Source organism: Actinophytocola sp. (assembly GCF_036555685.1).
In the GTDB taxonomy this organism is placed as follows: domain Bacteria; phylum Actinomycetota; class Actinomycetes; order Mycobacteriales; family Pseudonocardiaceae; genus Actinophytocola.
Window position 1 is genome coordinate 1 of sequence record NZ_DATBKY010000214.1, and the last position, 16,371, is coordinate 16,371.

8 protein-coding genes and 1 pseudogene are annotated in these 16,371 nt (G+C 69.8%); 6 read left to right on the plus strand and 3 right to left on the minus strand.

The window, feature by feature from the left end; all coding sequences use genetic code 11:
* The 4 genes from VH969_RS20110 to VH969_RS20125 form a co-directional block, all read left to right on the plus strand.
* On the plus strand, positions 1–840 hold an 840-nt coding region (locus VH969_RS20110; RefSeq protein ID WP_331976443.1), incomplete at its 5' end, for a trypsin-like serine protease.
* Positions 841–966: 126 nt separating this feature from the next.
* Entirely contained in the window at positions 967–2,763 is a 1,797-nt protein-coding gene (locus VH969_RS20115) for an AMP-dependent synthetase/ligase (RefSeq protein ID WP_331976445.1), read from the plus strand.
* A gap of 83 nt (positions 2,764–2,846) precedes the next feature.
* Positions 2,847–4,562 carry a substrate-binding and VWA domain-containing protein gene (locus tag VH969_RS20120; protein ID WP_331976447.1) on the plus strand — a complete coding sequence of 572 codons (1,716 nt, stop codon included), beginning with the start codon at positions 2,847–2,849 and terminating at the stop codon, positions 4,560–4,562.
* A gap of 143 nt (positions 4,563–4,705) precedes the next feature.
* Positions 4,706–7,537, plus strand: a complete 2,832-nt coding sequence (locus tag VH969_RS20125; protein WP_331976449.1) for an NACHT domain-containing protein — start codon at positions 4,706–4,708, stop codon at positions 7,535–7,537.
* 167 nt (positions 7,538–7,704) lie between these two features.
* Here VH969_RS20125 and VH969_RS20130 read toward each other — a convergent pair whose 3' ends face one another.
* Positions 7,705–8,139 (minus strand): RidA family protein, encoded by a 435-nt coding sequence (locus VH969_RS20130; protein ID WP_331976451.1) that lies wholly within the window; start codon positions 8,137–8,139, stop codon positions 7,705–7,707.
* 366 nt (positions 8,140–8,505) lie between these two features.
* Here VH969_RS20130 and VH969_RS20135 point away from each other — a divergent pair, with 366 nt between their 5' ends.
* Positions 8,506–10,305, plus strand: coding sequence for a glycosyltransferase family protein (locus VH969_RS20135; RefSeq protein ID WP_331976453.1), 1,800 nt, complete (start codon positions 8,506–8,508; stop codon positions 10,303–10,305).
* Between the two features lie 67 nt (positions 10,306–10,372).
* On the opposite strand, the gene VH969_RS20140 is transcribed toward VH969_RS20135, so the two are convergent.
* A complete protein-coding gene (locus VH969_RS20140; RefSeq protein ID WP_331976455.1) occupies positions 10,373–11,071 on the minus strand; it encodes a class I SAM-dependent methyltransferase in 699 nt (232 codons plus the stop codon).
* Between the two features lie 140 nt (positions 11,072–11,211).
* Between VH969_RS20140 and VH969_RS20145 the strand changes: the two are divergent.
* Positions 11,212–14,187 (plus strand): annotated as a pseudogene (locus VH969_RS20145) (alpha-(1->3)-arabinofuranosyltransferase domain-containing protein); the annotation flags it as partial.
* Between the two features lie 894 nt (positions 14,188–15,081).
* Here VH969_RS20145 and VH969_RS20150 read toward each other — a convergent pair.
* Positions 15,082–16,335, minus strand: coding sequence for a lipopolysaccharide biosynthesis protein (locus tag VH969_RS20150; RefSeq protein ID WP_331976457.1), 1,254 nt, complete (start codon positions 16,333–16,335; stop codon positions 15,082–15,084).
* Positions 16,336–16,371 lie beyond the last annotated feature (36 nt).

A 16,371-nucleotide genomic window follows, 5' to 3' on the forward strand; every position in this document is an offset into this window, starting at 1 on the left:
TACGTCTACCAGGCGCCGGGCTACAACAACCCGTCCGGCGACGACTGGGCGCTGATCAAGCTGGCCTCGCCGGTGAGCGGCATCCCGACGCTCGCGATCGCGAACACCACGGCCTACGACAGCGGCACGTTCACCGTCGCCGGCTGGGGCGCCGCGGTCGAGGGCGGCGGGCAGCAGCGCTACCTGCTGAAGGCCCAGGTTCCGTTCGTCACCGACGCGCAGTGCGGCCAGGCGTACAGCGAGCTGGTGCCGAACGAGGAGATCTGCGCGGGCAACTGGGACGACGGCGGCGTCGACACGTGCCAGGGCGACTCCGGCGGCCCGATGTTCCGCCGGGACAGCGCGAACAACTGGATCCAGGTCGGCATCGTGAGCTGGGGCTACGGCTGCGCGCGGCCGGAGAACCCGGGTGTCTACTCCCAGGTCAGCACGTTCGCGTCGGCGATCGCCGCCGCGGCGGCGGACCTCGGCGGCGGCGACCCGACGCCGACGTGTGCCACCCAGGCCAATACCACCCGGACGTCGATCCCGGACGCCGGCGCCGCGATCAACAGCCCGGTGACGATCAGCGGCTGCCCGGGCGCGGCGTCGTCGAGCTCCAAGGTCGAGGTGCACATCACCCACACCTACCGCGGTGACCTGCAGATCGACCTGATCGCGCCGGACGGCACGGCCTACCGGCTGAAGAACAGCTCGGGCAGCGACTCGGCGGACAACGTGAACGCCACGTACACGGTGAACGCCTCGTCCGAGACGGCCAACGGCACGTGGAACCTGCGGGTCCGCGACGTGTACAGCGCCGACACCGGCCGGCTCGACAGCTGGAGCCTGACGGTCTGACACTGTCCGGTTGGTCCGAAACGAACGAGGGTCACCCCCGGCGCGTCCGGGGGTGGCCCTCGGGTCGTTTCGCGGGCAAGATACGACCAAGTTACCGTGAGGTAGCACCTCGACGAGGAGTACAGCATGCGAGAAATTGCCGTCCCGCCGCTGGCCACGGTGCCCGATCGCGGTGGCCTGGCAGACGTCGTCTTCGCCAACGCCGACGAGGCCCCCAACACGGTCTCGTTCCGGCGCAAGGTCGACGGTGCCTGGCGCGACGTGACCGCCGCGCAGTTCCTCGCAGAGGTCATCGAGGTGGCCAAGGGCCTCGTCGCGGCCGGCATCGGGCAAGGTGACCGGGTCGGCATCCTGTCCGCGAACTGCTACGAGTGGACCCTGTTCGACTTCGCGGTCTGGGCGGCGGGTGCGGTCTCGGTGCCGATCTACGTGACGTCCTCGGCCGAGCAGATCGAGTGGATCCTGTCCGACTCCGGCGCGACCGCGGTCGTCGTGGAGAACGAGGCGCTCGAGCAGAAGGTCGAGTCGGTCCGCGGGCAGCTGTCCGGCCTCGCGAACGTCTGGCGCATCGACGCCGGCGCGGTCGACAAGCTCGTCTCCGCCGGCAAGGACGTGTCCGACGCGGACATCGAGGACCGGCGCGCCGCGGTCACCCCGGACGACCTCGCCACGATCATCTACACCTCGGGCACCACCGGCCGCCCCAAGGGCGTCGTGCTGACCCACCGGAACCTGTTCGCCTCCATCGGCAACGCGGTCGAGTACCTCGCGCCGATGTTCAAGGGCGGCGAGGGAACCGAGACCAGCACGCTGCTGTTCCTCCCGCTGGCGCACGTGTTCGGCCGCATGGTCGAGGTGGGCGCCGTGCTCGCGCGCGCGACGCTCGGGCACTGGGCTGACGTCAAGACGCTGACCGACAACCTCGCCGCGTTCCGGCCGACGTTCATCCTGTCCGTGCCGTACGTGCTCGAGAAGGTCTACAACGGCGCGCGGCAGAAGGCGCACAAGGACGGCAAGGGCAAGATCTTCGACCTCGCCGCGAGCACCGCGATCCAGTTCAGCGAGGCGGGTCCGCGCGCCGGGCTCGTACTCAAGCTGAAGCACGCGTTGTTCGATCGCCTGGTGTACAGCAAGTTGCGTTCTGCACTTGGCGGACGGGTGGAGTACGCGATTTCCGGCGGCGCCGCGCTCGGCCCGCGGCTGACCCATTTCTTCCGGGGTGTCGGCATCACGGTGTTCGAGGGCTACGGCCTGACCGAGTCGACGGCCGCGTCCGTGGTCAACGCGCCGGGCGCGTTCAAGCCCGGCACCGTCGGCAAACCGTTGCCCGGCACCGCGGTCCGCATCGGTGACGACGGCGAGATCGAGCTGCGCGGCGACGGCGTGTTCACCCGGTACTGGAAGAACGACGCCGCCACCAAGGAGTCCATCGACTCGGCCGGCTGGTTCGCGACGGGCGATCTGGGCGACCTCGACGACGAGGGCTTCCTGAAGATAACCGGGCGCAAGAAGGAGATCCTCGTGACGAGCGGCGGCAAGAACGTTGCGCCGTCGGTCATCGAGGACCGGATATCCGCGCATCCGTTGGTGGGCCAGGCTTTCGTGGTCGGCGACGGGCAGAAGTACGTGGCGGCGCTCATCACCATCGACGCGGACTACTTCGCCTACTGGAAGACGACGGCCGGAAAGTCCGAAACCGCGACGGTGTCCGATCTCGCCGACGACGCCGACCTGCTCGCCGAGCTCCAGCGGGCCGTGGACGAGGGCAACCTCGCGGTGTCGACAGCGGAGTCGGTACGCAAGTTCCGCGTGCTGGATACCGAATTCAACCCGGAGAACGGTTACCTGACGCCGTCGCTGAAGCTCAAGCGCAACGTCATCATGAAGGATTTCGCCAGAGAAGTGGACGCGCTATATTCCTGAATTCGTAACCACCTGACAACAGTCGATCACCAGGTAGGGTTTCATCGACCCACAGGTCCTGTTGCCTACTTGGAGGCCATGCGATGGGGCGACACTCGTCGGCCAGGCCACGCGGCGTGCGTGGGCTGCGCTCGCGGTCGCCGGTGATCCTGCTGTCGGCGCTGCTCGTACTCGCCCTGCTGGGCTGGTTCACGTTCGACTTCTTACGTGACCGGCTGCGCGCGTCGAGCTGTGACAGCACGACCGTGGTCAACGTGACCGCGGCCGCGGACATCGCGCCCGTGGTGGCACAGATCGGCAACAAAGTGTCCGAACAGGACGAAGGGTCGTGCTACAAGGTCAACGTGGCGACCCGCGACTCGTCCTCGACCGCCGAGTCGCTCGTCGTGTCCGACGGCACCGAGCGGCCGGACGTGTGGATCCCCGAGTCGACCGTCTGGCTGCAGCGCGCGCAGGAGAAGGGCGCCTGGAACGTGCCGGTGAGCGGCACGTCGATCGCGAGCTCGCCGGTCGTGGTCGCGCTGACCGAGGACACCGCGAACCAGCTCGGCTGGCCGCAGAAGGAGCCCGAGTGGTCGCAGCTGTTCGGGCCGGACGCGCGCAAGCTCGCCATCGGCATGCCCGACCCGGCCCGCGAGCCGACGGGCGTGTCGACCCTGTTCGGCATCCGCCAGCTGATCGGCTCCGGCCCGGCCGCCGGCCAGAAGATCACGAGCGAGCTGCGCCGGCTGTCGCCGAACGTGGTGCCCGAGGCGCCCGACCTGTTCGCCCGCCTGCCCGGTGCGGAGAGTGCGCAGGAGCCGCTGGACGGGTTCCCCACCTCCGAGGTGTCGGTGCTGCGGTACAACGCGAAGCAGAACGGCGCGCCACTGGTGGCGGCGTACGCGCAACCGCCGGTGCCGTCGCTCGACTTCCCGTTCGTGGTGCTGCCGGAGACGAAGCCGGAGAAGCGCGAGGCGGCGGAGCGGTTCCTGAAGGTGCTGATCGGCCAGCAGGCGGCGGAGACGTTCGGCGACGCCGGCTTCCGCACGCCGGACGGCGAGATGCTGCGTGAGCGGGCGGGCGACCGGCGCACGTCGTCGCAGAAGCTGACCCCGCCGCCGATGCCGAGCCCGACCGAGGTCACGGACGTGCTCAACGAGTGGGCGGGCGTCAACCTGAGCGCGCGCATCCAGGTGCTGCTGGACGTGTCGGGGTCGATGAACGAGCCGGTGCCCGGGACCGGGAAGAACCGGATGGCGGTCACGCTCCAGGCGGCCGAGCTGGGCATCGGCCTGATGAAACCGACGACGAAGATCGGCGTCTGGCTCTTCTCCACGAACCTGGACGGGCAGGACAAGGACTACAAGGAGCTGATCCCGGTCAGATCGGTGGCCGACCAGCTCTCCGGTGGCGCGCTGAACACGCTGCGGGCGGTGAAGGCGCTGGAGAACGGCGCGACGGGCCTGTACGACAGCACGCTGGCGGCGTACAGGTCGGCGACGCAGAACTACGAGGCGGGCAGGATCAACCTGGTGGTCGTCCTGACCGACGGCAAGAACGAGGACAGCAACGGCATCAGCCGCGACCAGCTGATCAAGGAGCTGGGCAAGCTGCGCGACCCGCGCCACCCGGTGCAGATCATCGGCATCGGCATCGGCCCGGACATCGACCAGGCGGAGCTGCGCATGATCTCCGGCGCCACCGGCGGCCAGGCCTTCACCACCCCGGACCCGACCAAGATCAGCGACATCTTCTACGCGGCCCTGTCCAAGCTGGTCTGCCAGCCGCCGACCTGCCAACCGCAGCAAGGCGGCTGACCTGCACATACAAAAGTCCGGTTACGGGTTCTCGTAGAGAGTTCCGTCGCCGGAGTTCGTAGTCGGCCGGTAATCGGCGACCGTCAGCCGCGGGCCGATCAACCGCCTCATAGCGTCCGGGCTTCGTCGGCGATAATCTTGGCGTGGATCTGGAACTCGATGAGTGGAACCTGCTCGTAGCAATCGGCTCGCTCGTCGTGGCCATTCTGGTGGCGGCGGTTCCACCGCTACGACGACAGCTCAAAGCCTGGATCGTTCTGCTCGCGCGGCTCGCGGGCACCGACCGTCGTCGCTATCGCAGGTGGTTCCGGGATTTTCACGGCACGGTCCAGAACGTCTACCGGGATCGGCGTGAGGACCTGTCGCTGCGCGACACCTATGTTCCGCTGGCCGCCTATCGCGGTCTCGAGACCGATCGCATCTCTGCCTCAGACGTGCTGAATCACCCCGACCACAGCCGGCTGGTGATTCTCGGTGACCCGGGAACCGGAAAGTCCACCCTGCTGAAGGCATTCGGGACGTCGCTCATCGCCACCGGGCGGGCACGCGACACTACTATCGTCGGAAACTGGACCCCGGTGCTCGTACCATTGCGGCATCTGGCCCGATGGCTTGACCGTGACAGGTCGCAGGACATAACCGGGTTCATCGAGCGAGAGATATTCCGGCTGGCAAAGGTTCGCCAGCCCGCGGCGTTGCTCGAGTCGATTCTCGGCTCGAGAGGGATGGTGCTGTTGCTCGACGGGCTCGATGAGGTGCCCGAGGTGATGCGTTCCGCCGTCCGGTCGGCCGTCCTCGAGTTCGTTACGGAGCACCGGGTCCGCGTCGTACTGACCTGCCGCCAGCAGAACTTTCTCTCGTTGCGATTCGAATGGGTTCCAGCACTGACCGACCGAACATACACTCTTGCGCGCCTGACCGACGACGAGATTCGTGCGTTCATCGCACGACGCCAAGGGGATTTCGACGAGGCCCGGACGCCCACGGACCTCCTCGCGTCGATCGTAAGCTCGGGGACGTTGGAACTGCACCGGATCCCGTTGATCCTGACGGTTTCGATCGCGCTCTACACGCGTTTGCCCGGATACCGAATCCCGACATCGTTGACCGACTTCTACGACGAGATGATCAAGCAGCTCGTCACCCGGCACGATTTCCGGCTCGAGGCTGCGGGTTCGGTCAACGTCTTCCGCGGCGACGACAAGATGCGATATCTCCGGGAATTCGCGTACGTCGCCGCCGCACGGCCGGGACGCTTCGAAGACTTCGCGCTCGACGAGCTCGTAGCCGTCGCTGACCGGATGGCCGATCGGCTGCCGTCCCTACCACGTGGCCAAAGCGAAGCGTTCGTCATCGAGATCATCGAACGCACCGGGCTTCTCGCGCAGACGTCACTGGACGCGGACTACGTCTTCGCGCACAGGTCGATACAGGAGTTCCTCATCGCCCGGAAGCTGCTCGGAGATCCCCGGCAGGGCGCGGAGTTCCTGGCGACGCGGGCAGAAGAGGACGAGTGGCGCCAGGTGGCGGTCTTTTTCGCCGCTTTTGAACACGACCATCTCGAGTCGTTCCTGGCCGAGCTCGCCGATCGGAACCTGGAGCTCGCGGGGCGTTGTCTCGCCGTCGGATCCACGGCGAACCGCGACATCGTGTCGAACATCGTCGATGCGTTGGGTGATCAAGTTTCCGCATCCGATCCCGGAGTGTCGACGCGGGCTCTGTCCGCACTGATCGGCCTTGCGAACGCCGCCCTGCCCTGGGTGCGCGACCTGGCGGTCTCGGCCCTGCTCACCCAGCTCGCGGTATTCCGCACCAACCCCGCCGAGTTCGCGAACCTCGACCGTGACTCGAGCACGCGACTCATCACCGCACTGGCCGAGACCGCCGACCCGGCGGCATTGGAGCTGGTAGCCATGCTCACCGGCATGCCCTCGGCCGACTCCTTGTCGATCATCGGTCCGCTCTGGCGACTCCTGGCGCGTTCCGAGACGTGGCGCGACGAGAGATCGTCACGCAAGATCTTGACCTCACTCCTTCGACTCTGCAACGCGGAAGACGGGCTCCGTGAGCTTCAAGCGCAACCGAACCTTCTGCCGGCGAGCGTAAGGGTCCGCGACGCCTATCCGTTCGAGTACGGCCTCGCCGCTGACTCGAACCTCCCTACACTGCTGGCAACCGCGTGGGAGCACGGCGTGCGGCCCGAAGGAGTGAACTCGTATGTCGACACACTCCGGGATGATTGGTCCGTGCTTTCGACGCTCGAGCGCGACTACCGCAGGCGGGCGACGTTCGTCAAGCTCTTCTGGCCTGCGCGGCTGGTCGTGGTCGCGTCGGCAGTAGCGTCGATCGTGTTGATCCTGCTGGCTGTCGCAACTGGCGACTGGCGAGCACTACTCATCGCGCCTGACGCGACCTGGCTGAATCTCCTGTACCTCGTGCCGGTGGCGGCATCCGCCGGGGCGGCCATCGTGCTCGCAGAGGTGACAGGCGGCGCAGGCACCGACAATTTTCTGCGGTTCCCGCCTGCCATCACCGATTCCATGCCGGACGACAGCCCCAATCTCAGCGGGTGGCACACGCGCGTAAGCGATCTTCGCCGGCTCAGGATCGCCAATCCCGCCGTCCGGTGGAGCGACGATCAGTTCGTCGTGGTCGGCTTCGACGGCCGGCCGTTCATCGAACTCGAGGCCGTTTGGATACTGCCTGCGATCTCCAGCATCCTGCTCCTGCCTGTCGCGGCCGCGCTCCGCATCGCGCTGCCGGCGGAGACGATGGGAATCATCGGCTACCTGGCGATATGCTCGGTTCTTGCATGGACCGTTTTCTGGCTGCCCGCGACTCACTCGTGCTGCCAGGGTGTCAAGGTTCCGCTACGGAGCCGCCACCCAATGATCGGGCTGTACGACGACCCGAAGTGTGGGCACTGGCTGGTTCCGCTCCGCCAGCACCCGCCGGCCGGACCCCGTCGTTCGTAGGTTTTTCGGACCGGGTCGTCGTAGCCGACGTTCGCCAACTCGACCGCGATCGGCGTGCGAGACCCACGCCCAAGAGGTGTGGGCAGGTCAAGGCCAGGCGGGGCAGTGCCACGCCTCGCCGTCCCATTCCACGAGGAACGGGTAAGCACGTGCCGTTGACTACCGTCTCAGGAATCGAGCACGGCGGCGACGGCTTCGATCTCCACAAGCTGATCGTCGTAGCCGAGCACTGTGACGCCCATCAAGGTGCTGGGGACGTCGTGGTCACCGAACGAGTCCCGGACTACCTCCCAGGCTGTCACCAGGTCCTCCCGGCGGGTTGACGCGACGAGAACCCTCGTGCTGATGACGTCGCGGAGTGATGCACCGGCCTCGGACAGAGCGATCCGCATATTCTCCACGGCTTTCGCCGCCTGGCCCGCGTAGTCCCCAACCGCGGCCGTGGATCCGTCCGCGTTCAACGGACACGAACCGGCAAGGAAGATCAGTCGTGATTGGGCAGGTGCCGTGGCCGCGTACGCGTACTCGGCGACGTCGGACAGGGAGGAGGAGCGGATCAATGTGATGCCACGGGCCATTGTCGTCCCTTCGCGATCAGGCATGAGGCGCCGCCATCCTCACAAAGATTCCCTCGGACCGCCCCTTGTTATCCGGCCAAGTCGTGCCCCATCAGAGCAACGGGATGAACTTGACAAGATCCATAGGGCCCAGTTGCCGGCCACAGCAGAGCGGCCGACCGATAGGCCGCGTGCGCTGTGACACCTTGCGCCGTCGAGGTCGTGCACCGCACCATCGGAGGCGCGGGCCCGCGGGCCGCGGCGTGTGCCGGTGGCTGATCGCGGCTGCCGGGCGCCGGCCGGACCCCTTCGTTCGTAGGTTTCTTTCGGCCCGGCAGGCGTAACGGTTTCGGAGCCACCACGATGAGGGGAGCGAGGTCGGGACCCGAGCGAGGCGATCAAGGGAGTGCCGTGTCCGTCGACCAGGAGGTGGCCGCGCCGCGACACCTGGGTTCGCGCCGTGCCTCGAAGAGGTCCGCCATCGCGATCGCCGCGCTGGTCACCGCCCTCGTGCCCTTCGTCGTGCACGCCGTGGCCAGCCTCAACGGGTACTTCGGCCAGGACGACTTCATCCTCACCTACCGCGCCGCGCACGCCGCGCCCTACGACCTCTCCTTCCTCTTCCAGGACTACAGCGGGCACCTCCAGCCAGGTGCCTTCCTCCTCGCCTGGATCGTCACCACCATCGCGCCGCTCAACCACACCGTCGCCGTGCTGCCGCTCCTCGCCACGCACGCCGTCACCCTGTGGCTGGCCTGGCGCGTCCTCGTCCGCCTCTTCGACAGGCGCTGGGTGACCATCCTGCCCTTCGCGGTGCTCGCGGGGTCGCCGGTCATCCTCTTCCCCACCCTCTGGTGGGCCTACGGCATGCAACTGCTCCCCTTGCTGCTGGCCATGTTCGCCGCGCTGGACGCGCACCTGCGCTACCTCGACACCGGGCACGCGAAACACGCGGTGGCGGCCGTCGCCTGGACCGTCTTCGGGCTCGCGTTCTACGAGAAGGCCGCGCTGATCCCCGCCGTCCTGCTCGGCGTCACGGTCCTGCTCGCCCCGCGCGACGAGGTCGCGCCGATCGTGTGGACGCTGCGCCGCCACCGCTTCGTCTGGCTCGCGTACGTGCTGCTCGTCGCCGGCTTCGCCGTGCTGTACCTCAACCTCACGGCCAGCCAGGCGAGCGGCGAGCCCGTCACCAGCCGCACGATCGTCGAGTTCGCCGGCCGGTCCATTGTGGACACGCTGCTGCCCGGCATGTTCGGCGGCCCGCTCACCGACTCCGGCGGCGGCGCCGCGTGGTCCACCCCGCCGCCGGTCGTGCGGATGGTCGCCGTGCTGGCCGCGATCGCGGTGATCGCCGTCAGCTCGGTCCGCTCGCGGCGCCGCGCGCTGCTGCCGTGGCTGTTCCTCGCCGCGTACCTCGCCGTCGACATCACGCTCGTCGCGGCGACCCGGCTCGGCGTCGTGGGCCCGGCCGTCTCGACCGACCCGCGCTACATCGCCGACGCCGTCCCGGTGGCCGTGCTGTGCGCCATGTTCGCGTTCCTGCCCGCGGGCGAGCCGCGCCGGCCCGAGCAGCCACAGACCCACCTGGCGGTCCTCGCGGTCACCGCCCTGCTGCTGCTCGGGTCGATGGTGAGCTTCCTGCGGCTCGCGCCCGCCCTGCAGTTCCACAACGCCCGCGACTACGTCGACAAGGCACGCGAGGCGCTCGCCGAACGCCCCGGCATCGTCCTGTTCGACGGCGGCGTCCCCGGCGACATCATGATCGACTGGTTCCTCGACGACGCGTCCGCGTCCCGCGTGGTCGGCCTAGTGCCGGAGCACCCGCGGTTCGACCGGCCCGCCGAGGAGATCTACCAGCTCGACCGCACGGGCGAACCCCAGCCGGTACTCAACCTGCAGACGTCCGTCACGGCCGTGCCCGGCCCGGTGAAGGACTGCGGCTACCTCGTCGAGGACGGCGTCGTGCGCATCCCGCTGCACCGCGCCGTGCCCGGCCGGCAGATCGTGCGCATCGGCTACTACACGTCGGACATGGGGCCCGGCACGGTCCGCGCGGGCGGCAGGTCCTACCCGGTGCGCTTCACCGACGGGCTGCACGTCATCCACGTCGTCGCGACCGGCCCGTTACTGGAGATCGTGGTGAGCCGCAGCCAGGACATCGCCCCGCTGTGCGTGACGAACGTCCAGGTCGGCGTGCCCCCGGCGCCCTGATGCCGACCGCACGGTTCGACGCCGCGGTCCGGGCCGGGATCGCACGAAGGCGAACAGCGGACGCGGCTCAGAACGGGTCGTACGGGCCGTGGTGGCCGAACCAGGCCGCCACCCGGTTCAGCCGCAGCCGCCGCAGGATCTTGACGAACACGTTCCGCGAGAACCAGGGCAGCTGGGCCACCACGCGCAGCCGGTCGGCGAGTGACGGCCTGGCCAGGCGGAACCGGGCGAGCGAACGGCTGCGGTCGACGTAGGTGTAGCGCGCACCGAACAGCACCTTCACGATCGTGCCGAGCGTGACGCCGATCGACGAGAAGCAGTCGTGCACCAGGATCTCGCCGCCGTCGGGCAGGTGGGCCGACCAGCGCAGGTCGTCGGTGTAGGTCCAGTAGTCGTGCTTGCCGTCGACGTAGAGCAGCTCGAACTTGCGGTCCCAGGTCGGCCGCAGCTTCGTCGAGTAGCCGACGACGAGCTCCACGACATCGGTCAGCCCGGCGGCCGAGACGTTGGCCTCGAATCGGTCGCGGGTCGACGCGCCACCGAACAAGCGGCCGTCCACGAACGCGTCGACGGCGATCACCCGGGCGCCGACCCGGCGGGCGGCGTGCCCCAGGATCACGGTGGATCGGCCCTGGTGGCTGCCGATCTCGAGCACTGTCGAACCAGGCTCGAGCCGCAGCACGGCATCCCACAGCATCCTGGCCTGACCTTCGGTCAGCCAGCCCGGAATGTCCGAAACCGACTCCCAGACGTGGTCGAAGTCCACCCGCACCCGCCTCGATGAGCCAACTTTGGTCGGGTCACCTTAGCCCTAGTATTCGAGCGATGTTAACCACCGGTAGTACCGTCTCCGGCGCCCTGCGGCGCCGGTTCGCCGGGCTGCCGCGCAATCCGGCGGCGTGGGTCATGCTGGGCCTCACGCTGCTGTCGTTCCTGCAGCGTCCGGGCCGCACGACGTTCGACACCAAGCTCGACCTCGCCGTCGACCCGATCGCGTTCCTGGGCCGCGCGCTGCACCTGTGGAACCCGGAGGCCACCGGCGGCGAGCTGCAGAACCAGGCCTACGGCTACCTGTTCCCGATGGGCCCGTTCTTCGCCGCCGGCCAGCTGCTCGGGCTGCCGCCGTGGCTGACCGAGCGGATCTGGTGCGCGCTGCTGCTGTGCCTCGCCTTCGGCGGCATGCTCGCGCTGACCCGCGCACTGCGCATCGGCAGCGAGCCCGCCCGCTTCGCCGGCGCCCTCGCCTACGCGCTCGCGCCGCGCATGCTCACCGAGATCGGCTCGCTGTCGGCGGAGATGCTGCCCGCGGTCTGGCTGCCGTGGGTGCTGCTGCCGCTCGTCAAGGCCAACCGGATCGGCTCGCCGCGGCGCGCGGCCGGGCTCTCCGCGCTCGCCGTGTTCGCCATGGGCGGGATCAACGGCGCGATGGTGCTGATGGCGCTCGTGCTGCCGTTCCTGTGGCTGGTGACCCGCCGGTTCACCCGCGAGCACGTGAAGCTCTGCGCGTGGTGGTGCGTCTCGGTCCTCGCCGTGTGCCTGTGGTGGATCCTGCCGCTGCTGCTGCTCGGCGAGTACAGCCTCCCGTTCCTCGACTACATCGAGTCGGCGTCGAACACGACCGCGCCGATGTCGCTGTTCCAGGTGCTGCGCGGCACGAACCAGTGGGTCGCCTACGTCGTGGCCGGCACGCCGTGGTGGCCCTCCGGCTTCCTGCTCATCGACAACCCGGCGCTGATGCTCGTGACCGGGCTGGTCGCCGCGATCGGGCTGTACGGGCTGGTCCGCCCGCGGCTGCCGGAACGCCGGTTCCTCGTGCTCAGCGTCGTCACCGGCGTGACGCTGCTGACCATCGGCTACGTCGGCACCCTCGACGGCCCGTTCGCCGACACCGTCCGCGGCCTGCTGGACGGCCCGCTCGCGCCGCTGCGCAACGTGCACAAGTTCGAGCCGGTCCTGCGGCTGCCGCTGGTCCTCGCGTTCACGCACGCGCTGACCGGCCGGCTGCCGGGCATGGCCCGCGGCACGTCCCCGCTGCGCGCCACCCGCGCGCGGCTCGCGGTGGCCGCCGTGCTCGTGACGATCATGGCCGCGCCCGCGTGGTTGTTCACGCTGCGGCCCGGGCCGGGCTGGGACGAGGTGCCGGACCACTGGCAGCAGGCGCTGGCCTGGCTCGGCGAGCGGGACGCGAACGCGCGCACGCTGCTGCTGCCCGGGTCGGGGTTCGGCGACTACACGTGGGGCCGCACGGTGGACGAGCCCGCGCAGCCGCTGGCCCGCTCGCCGTGGGCGGTGCGCAGCCAGATCCCCCTGGGCTCGGAGGGCAACACCCGGCTCATGGACGCGGTCGAGGACGCGCTCGCCGACGCGCGCGGCTCACCCGCGCTGGCCGGCTTCCTCGCGCGGGCCGGTTACCGGTTCGTGCTGCTGCGCAACGACCTCGACCAGCACCGAACGGACGCGCCCTCGCCCGCCGCGATCCGCGCCGGGCTCGAGGGCTCGGACGGGCTGCGCCGGGTCGCCGACTTCGGGCCGGACGTGAAGCTCGACGGCGTCGGCAGGGCACCTTCGCTCGAGGTGTACGAGGTGCGGACCCAGGTGCCCCGCGCCAGCGTGGTGTCCACACAGGACATTCCGACGGTGAGCGGTGGCCCGGAGTCGTTGCTGCCCCTGCTCGAGGCGGGCATGCTCGACCCGAAGGCACCCGCGATGCTCGCCGGCGACGGGGCGCTGCCGGAGTCGCGCGAGTGGCTCGTCACCGACGGGCTGAGATACCGCGAGCGCAACGTCGGCCGGGTGCGGGACAACCTCTCGGAGACGCTGACCGCGGACGAACGTCCGCGCCAGCGGCGGCCGTCCACCGACGTGCTGCCCTTCCGCGGCCGTGACCACCAGACCGTGGCGGCCTACCGCGGGATCCGCGACGTGACGGCGTCGACGTCGATCAGCTACGCCGACGCCGCGAGCCCGAGCGACCCGTCCGGCCTGCCGTTCGCCGCCATCGACGGCGACCTGCTGACGTCGTGGCGCTCGTCGAGCTTCGACGGGCCGGCCGGCCAGTGGCTCGAGGTGGAGCTGGACACGCCACGCCAGGTCAGCGAGGTCTCGGTGGCGCTCGTGGACAGCCTGCGGGTCGGCTGGCCGGTGACGAGGATCCGGATCACCACGGACAACGGCAGCGCCGAGCACGAGGTCCAGCGCGGCGGCGCGCCGCAGAAGTTCACCGTGCCGCCGGGGCTGACCAGCACGGTGCGGGTGACGATCGTGGCGGTCGCGGCCGGGCGGCAGACGGGCAACGCGGGCATCTCCGAGCTGAACATCCCCGGCGTGACCGCGAACCGCGCGCTGTCGGTACCGGCCGACGTGGCGCCCGCGCCGGACCAGCGCACGAGCTTCGCGTTCACCCGCGGCTCGCAGCCGCGCTACGCGTGCGTGGCCGGCGCCTGCGACGGCGGCCGCGCGCGCTCGGGCGAGGAGCCCACGGGCATACACCGGCTTTTCCGGACCCAGGCGAAGGAGAACTACCGGGTCGAGGGCACCGTGCTGCCCGCGGACGGCGGCACGAACCCGGTGACCGTGCCCGGGTTCCAGGTCAAGTCGTCGACCCAGCTCACCGGCGACCCGACCGCGGGCCCGATCGCGGCGGTCGACAGCAACCCCGAGACGACGTGGATCGCCGACACGACCGACGAGCGGCCGACGCTGACGCTCTCCTGGGACACCCCGAAGGAGATCACCGGCCTGCACGTGAACGTCGACAAGGACTCGGGTGCCTCCCGGCCTACCGACCTGCTGATCACCGTGCCGCAGGGCGAGCAGGCCGTGCCGGTCACCCCGGAGGGCGAAGCGGACTTCACGCTGACCACCAAGTCGATCCAGATCACCGTGCTGGCCATCGACACCAAGCCGGGCCGGCCGGCGGGCATCACCGACCTGTCGATCGACGGCGTGGACATCCCGCGGCTGGCGCGCGACACGCCGTTCACCGTCCCGTGCGGCCGCGGCCCGGAGCTCGAGCTGGACGGCTTCCGTTACCAGACAACGGTTTCCGGCACGCTCGCCGACTACCTGAACCACCGCCCGCTGCCGTTCTCGACCTGCCGCGACCTCGAGGGCGGCGTCGACCTCGAGCCCGGCGACCACGAGCTGAACACCGATCCGTCGGACCAGTTCGTCGTCCAGGACCTGCGCCTGCTGTCCACATCGGGCACCCCGGCGCCGCGGCCGCGCGGCCACTCGGTCACCGAATGGGACGTCACGCACCGGGAGATCCAGGTGCGGCCCGGCGCGGAGGCGATCCTTTCGGTGCCGGAGAACGCCAACAACGGCTGGGTGGCCAAGCTCGACGGCCGGACGCTCAAGCGGGTGCGGGTGGACGGTTGGCAGCAGGCCTGGCTCGTGCCGGAAGGGCAGGGCGGCACCGTCGTGCTCGACTTCGCGCCGGACGGCCAGTACCGCACCCGGCTCGCGGTCGGCGGGCTCACCGCGCTCGTCCTCGTCGGCTCCGTGCTGATCCCGGTGCGCCGCCGCCGGCCGATCGACGTGCGGGCCGGCGCGCGGCGGTGGCTGCCGTTCGTGCTCGTCGGCCTGATCGTCCTGCTCGGCGGGATGCTGCCGGTGGTGCTGCTGATCGCCTGCCTGCTGCTGCGCTCGCTGTGGTCACCGGCACCGCGCGCCATCGCGTTCGGCGGCGCGGCGTTTGCGTGCGTGGTGGCGGTGACCGGGCGGCTGCTCGACCACGGCCAGGCGTGGGCCTACGGCTGGCTCGCGCAGGCCTCGCTACTGCTGTCCCTGGCCGCCGTCGTGTCGTCCTGTGTGGACTGGTTCGACTCGCCGCGACCGGATCTCGATGACCGCGCCGGCGAGGACCAGCAGGCTCGTCGAGATGGCGGCGGCGGTGACCACCTGAGTCAGTTCATCGTGGAGCCACGTCGTCACCAGGACGATCTCGACCGCCACGGCGAGCCAGAGCAGCAGCGTTGACTTGCGGTCGGCACTCGCGATCCGGGAGAACAGCAGGATCTGCACGAGCGAGAGCATCGACCCGACGAACGCGAACGGCCAGATGGGGATGTGCGCGCCGGCGTAGTCCTCGCCGCCGATGATCGCGACGATCGTCGGGCCCATGAGCGCGGCGCCGAGGATCACCAGCGCGTCGAGCGCTGCGCAGATGCCGAGCGCGCGGGGCACCATCCGCCGGCGGCCCTCCTCGCTCGCGAGCTTCGGCAGCACGAGGATCGCGACGGCCTGCGGCAGCCAGTAGGCGATCTTGGTGACGATCGCGCCGACCGCGTACTCGCCTGCCTCGTGGGCCGGCAGGTGGTGGCGGGCCAGCACGAGGTCGAGGTTCACCAGCAGGACGAGCGCGAGCATCGCCTGGACCGCGTGCAGGACCTCACCGACGTGGCCCTTGTGGTGGCGGGCCGGGCGCGGCCGGCCGCAGACCACCCAGCCCGCGGTCGCGACCGCCGCCGCGCCGATCACGGTGCCGGCGAGCGCGCCGGTCGCGCTGCGGAACACGACGAGCCCGACGACCGTGCCGCCGATCCGGCCGACCGCCTCGAACGCGAGCATCCCGGCCAGCGTCGCGAACCGCTGCGAGCCCTGCAGGATGCCGTAGGACAGGCCGATCAGCGTGATCGACATCAGCGAGATCGCGACGAACAGCGCCGGCCAGATCGTCTCCAGGTGCAGCAGCACCATCAGCAGCGGCGCGCCCGCGAGCGCCACGGCCGTGACGGTCCCGCTGGTCGCGAAGCCCAGGGAGTACAGCTGTCCGGTGTCGCGTGTGGACAGCGGCGCCCGCTCGCTGATCCGGGCGACGCGCAGGGCGGCCACGGTCTGCAGCCCCATGGCCGGCACCGCGCCGACCACCAGCACGGCGAGCAGCGAGCTCAGCTCGCCGAAAGTCGCGGGCTCGAGCAGCCGCGCGGCGACCACGTTCAGCAGGTACGACGCGGCCTGCGTGCCGGCGACTCCGATGGAGACGAGGAGTGCCGCGACCCGCACCCGTTCCGAGGTCTTCACTGCCACGGGCACCTCCGGTTACCGGCGGGTAGGAAGGCGACT

Bases quoted from the DNA above. Each gene is read 5' to 3' on its own strand.
- VH969_RS20115 (WP_331976445.1), top strand. From the start codon at position 967: ATGCGAGAAATTGCCGTCCCGCCGCTGGCCACGGTGCCCGATCGCGGT.
- VH969_RS20120 (WP_331976447.1), top strand. From the start codon at position 2,847: ATGGGGCGACACTCGTCGGCCAGGCCACGCGGCGTGCGTGGGCTGCGC.
- VH969_RS20130 (WP_331976451.1), bottom strand. From the start codon at position 8,139: ATGCCTGATCGCGAAGGGACGACAATGGCCCGTGGCATCACATTGATC.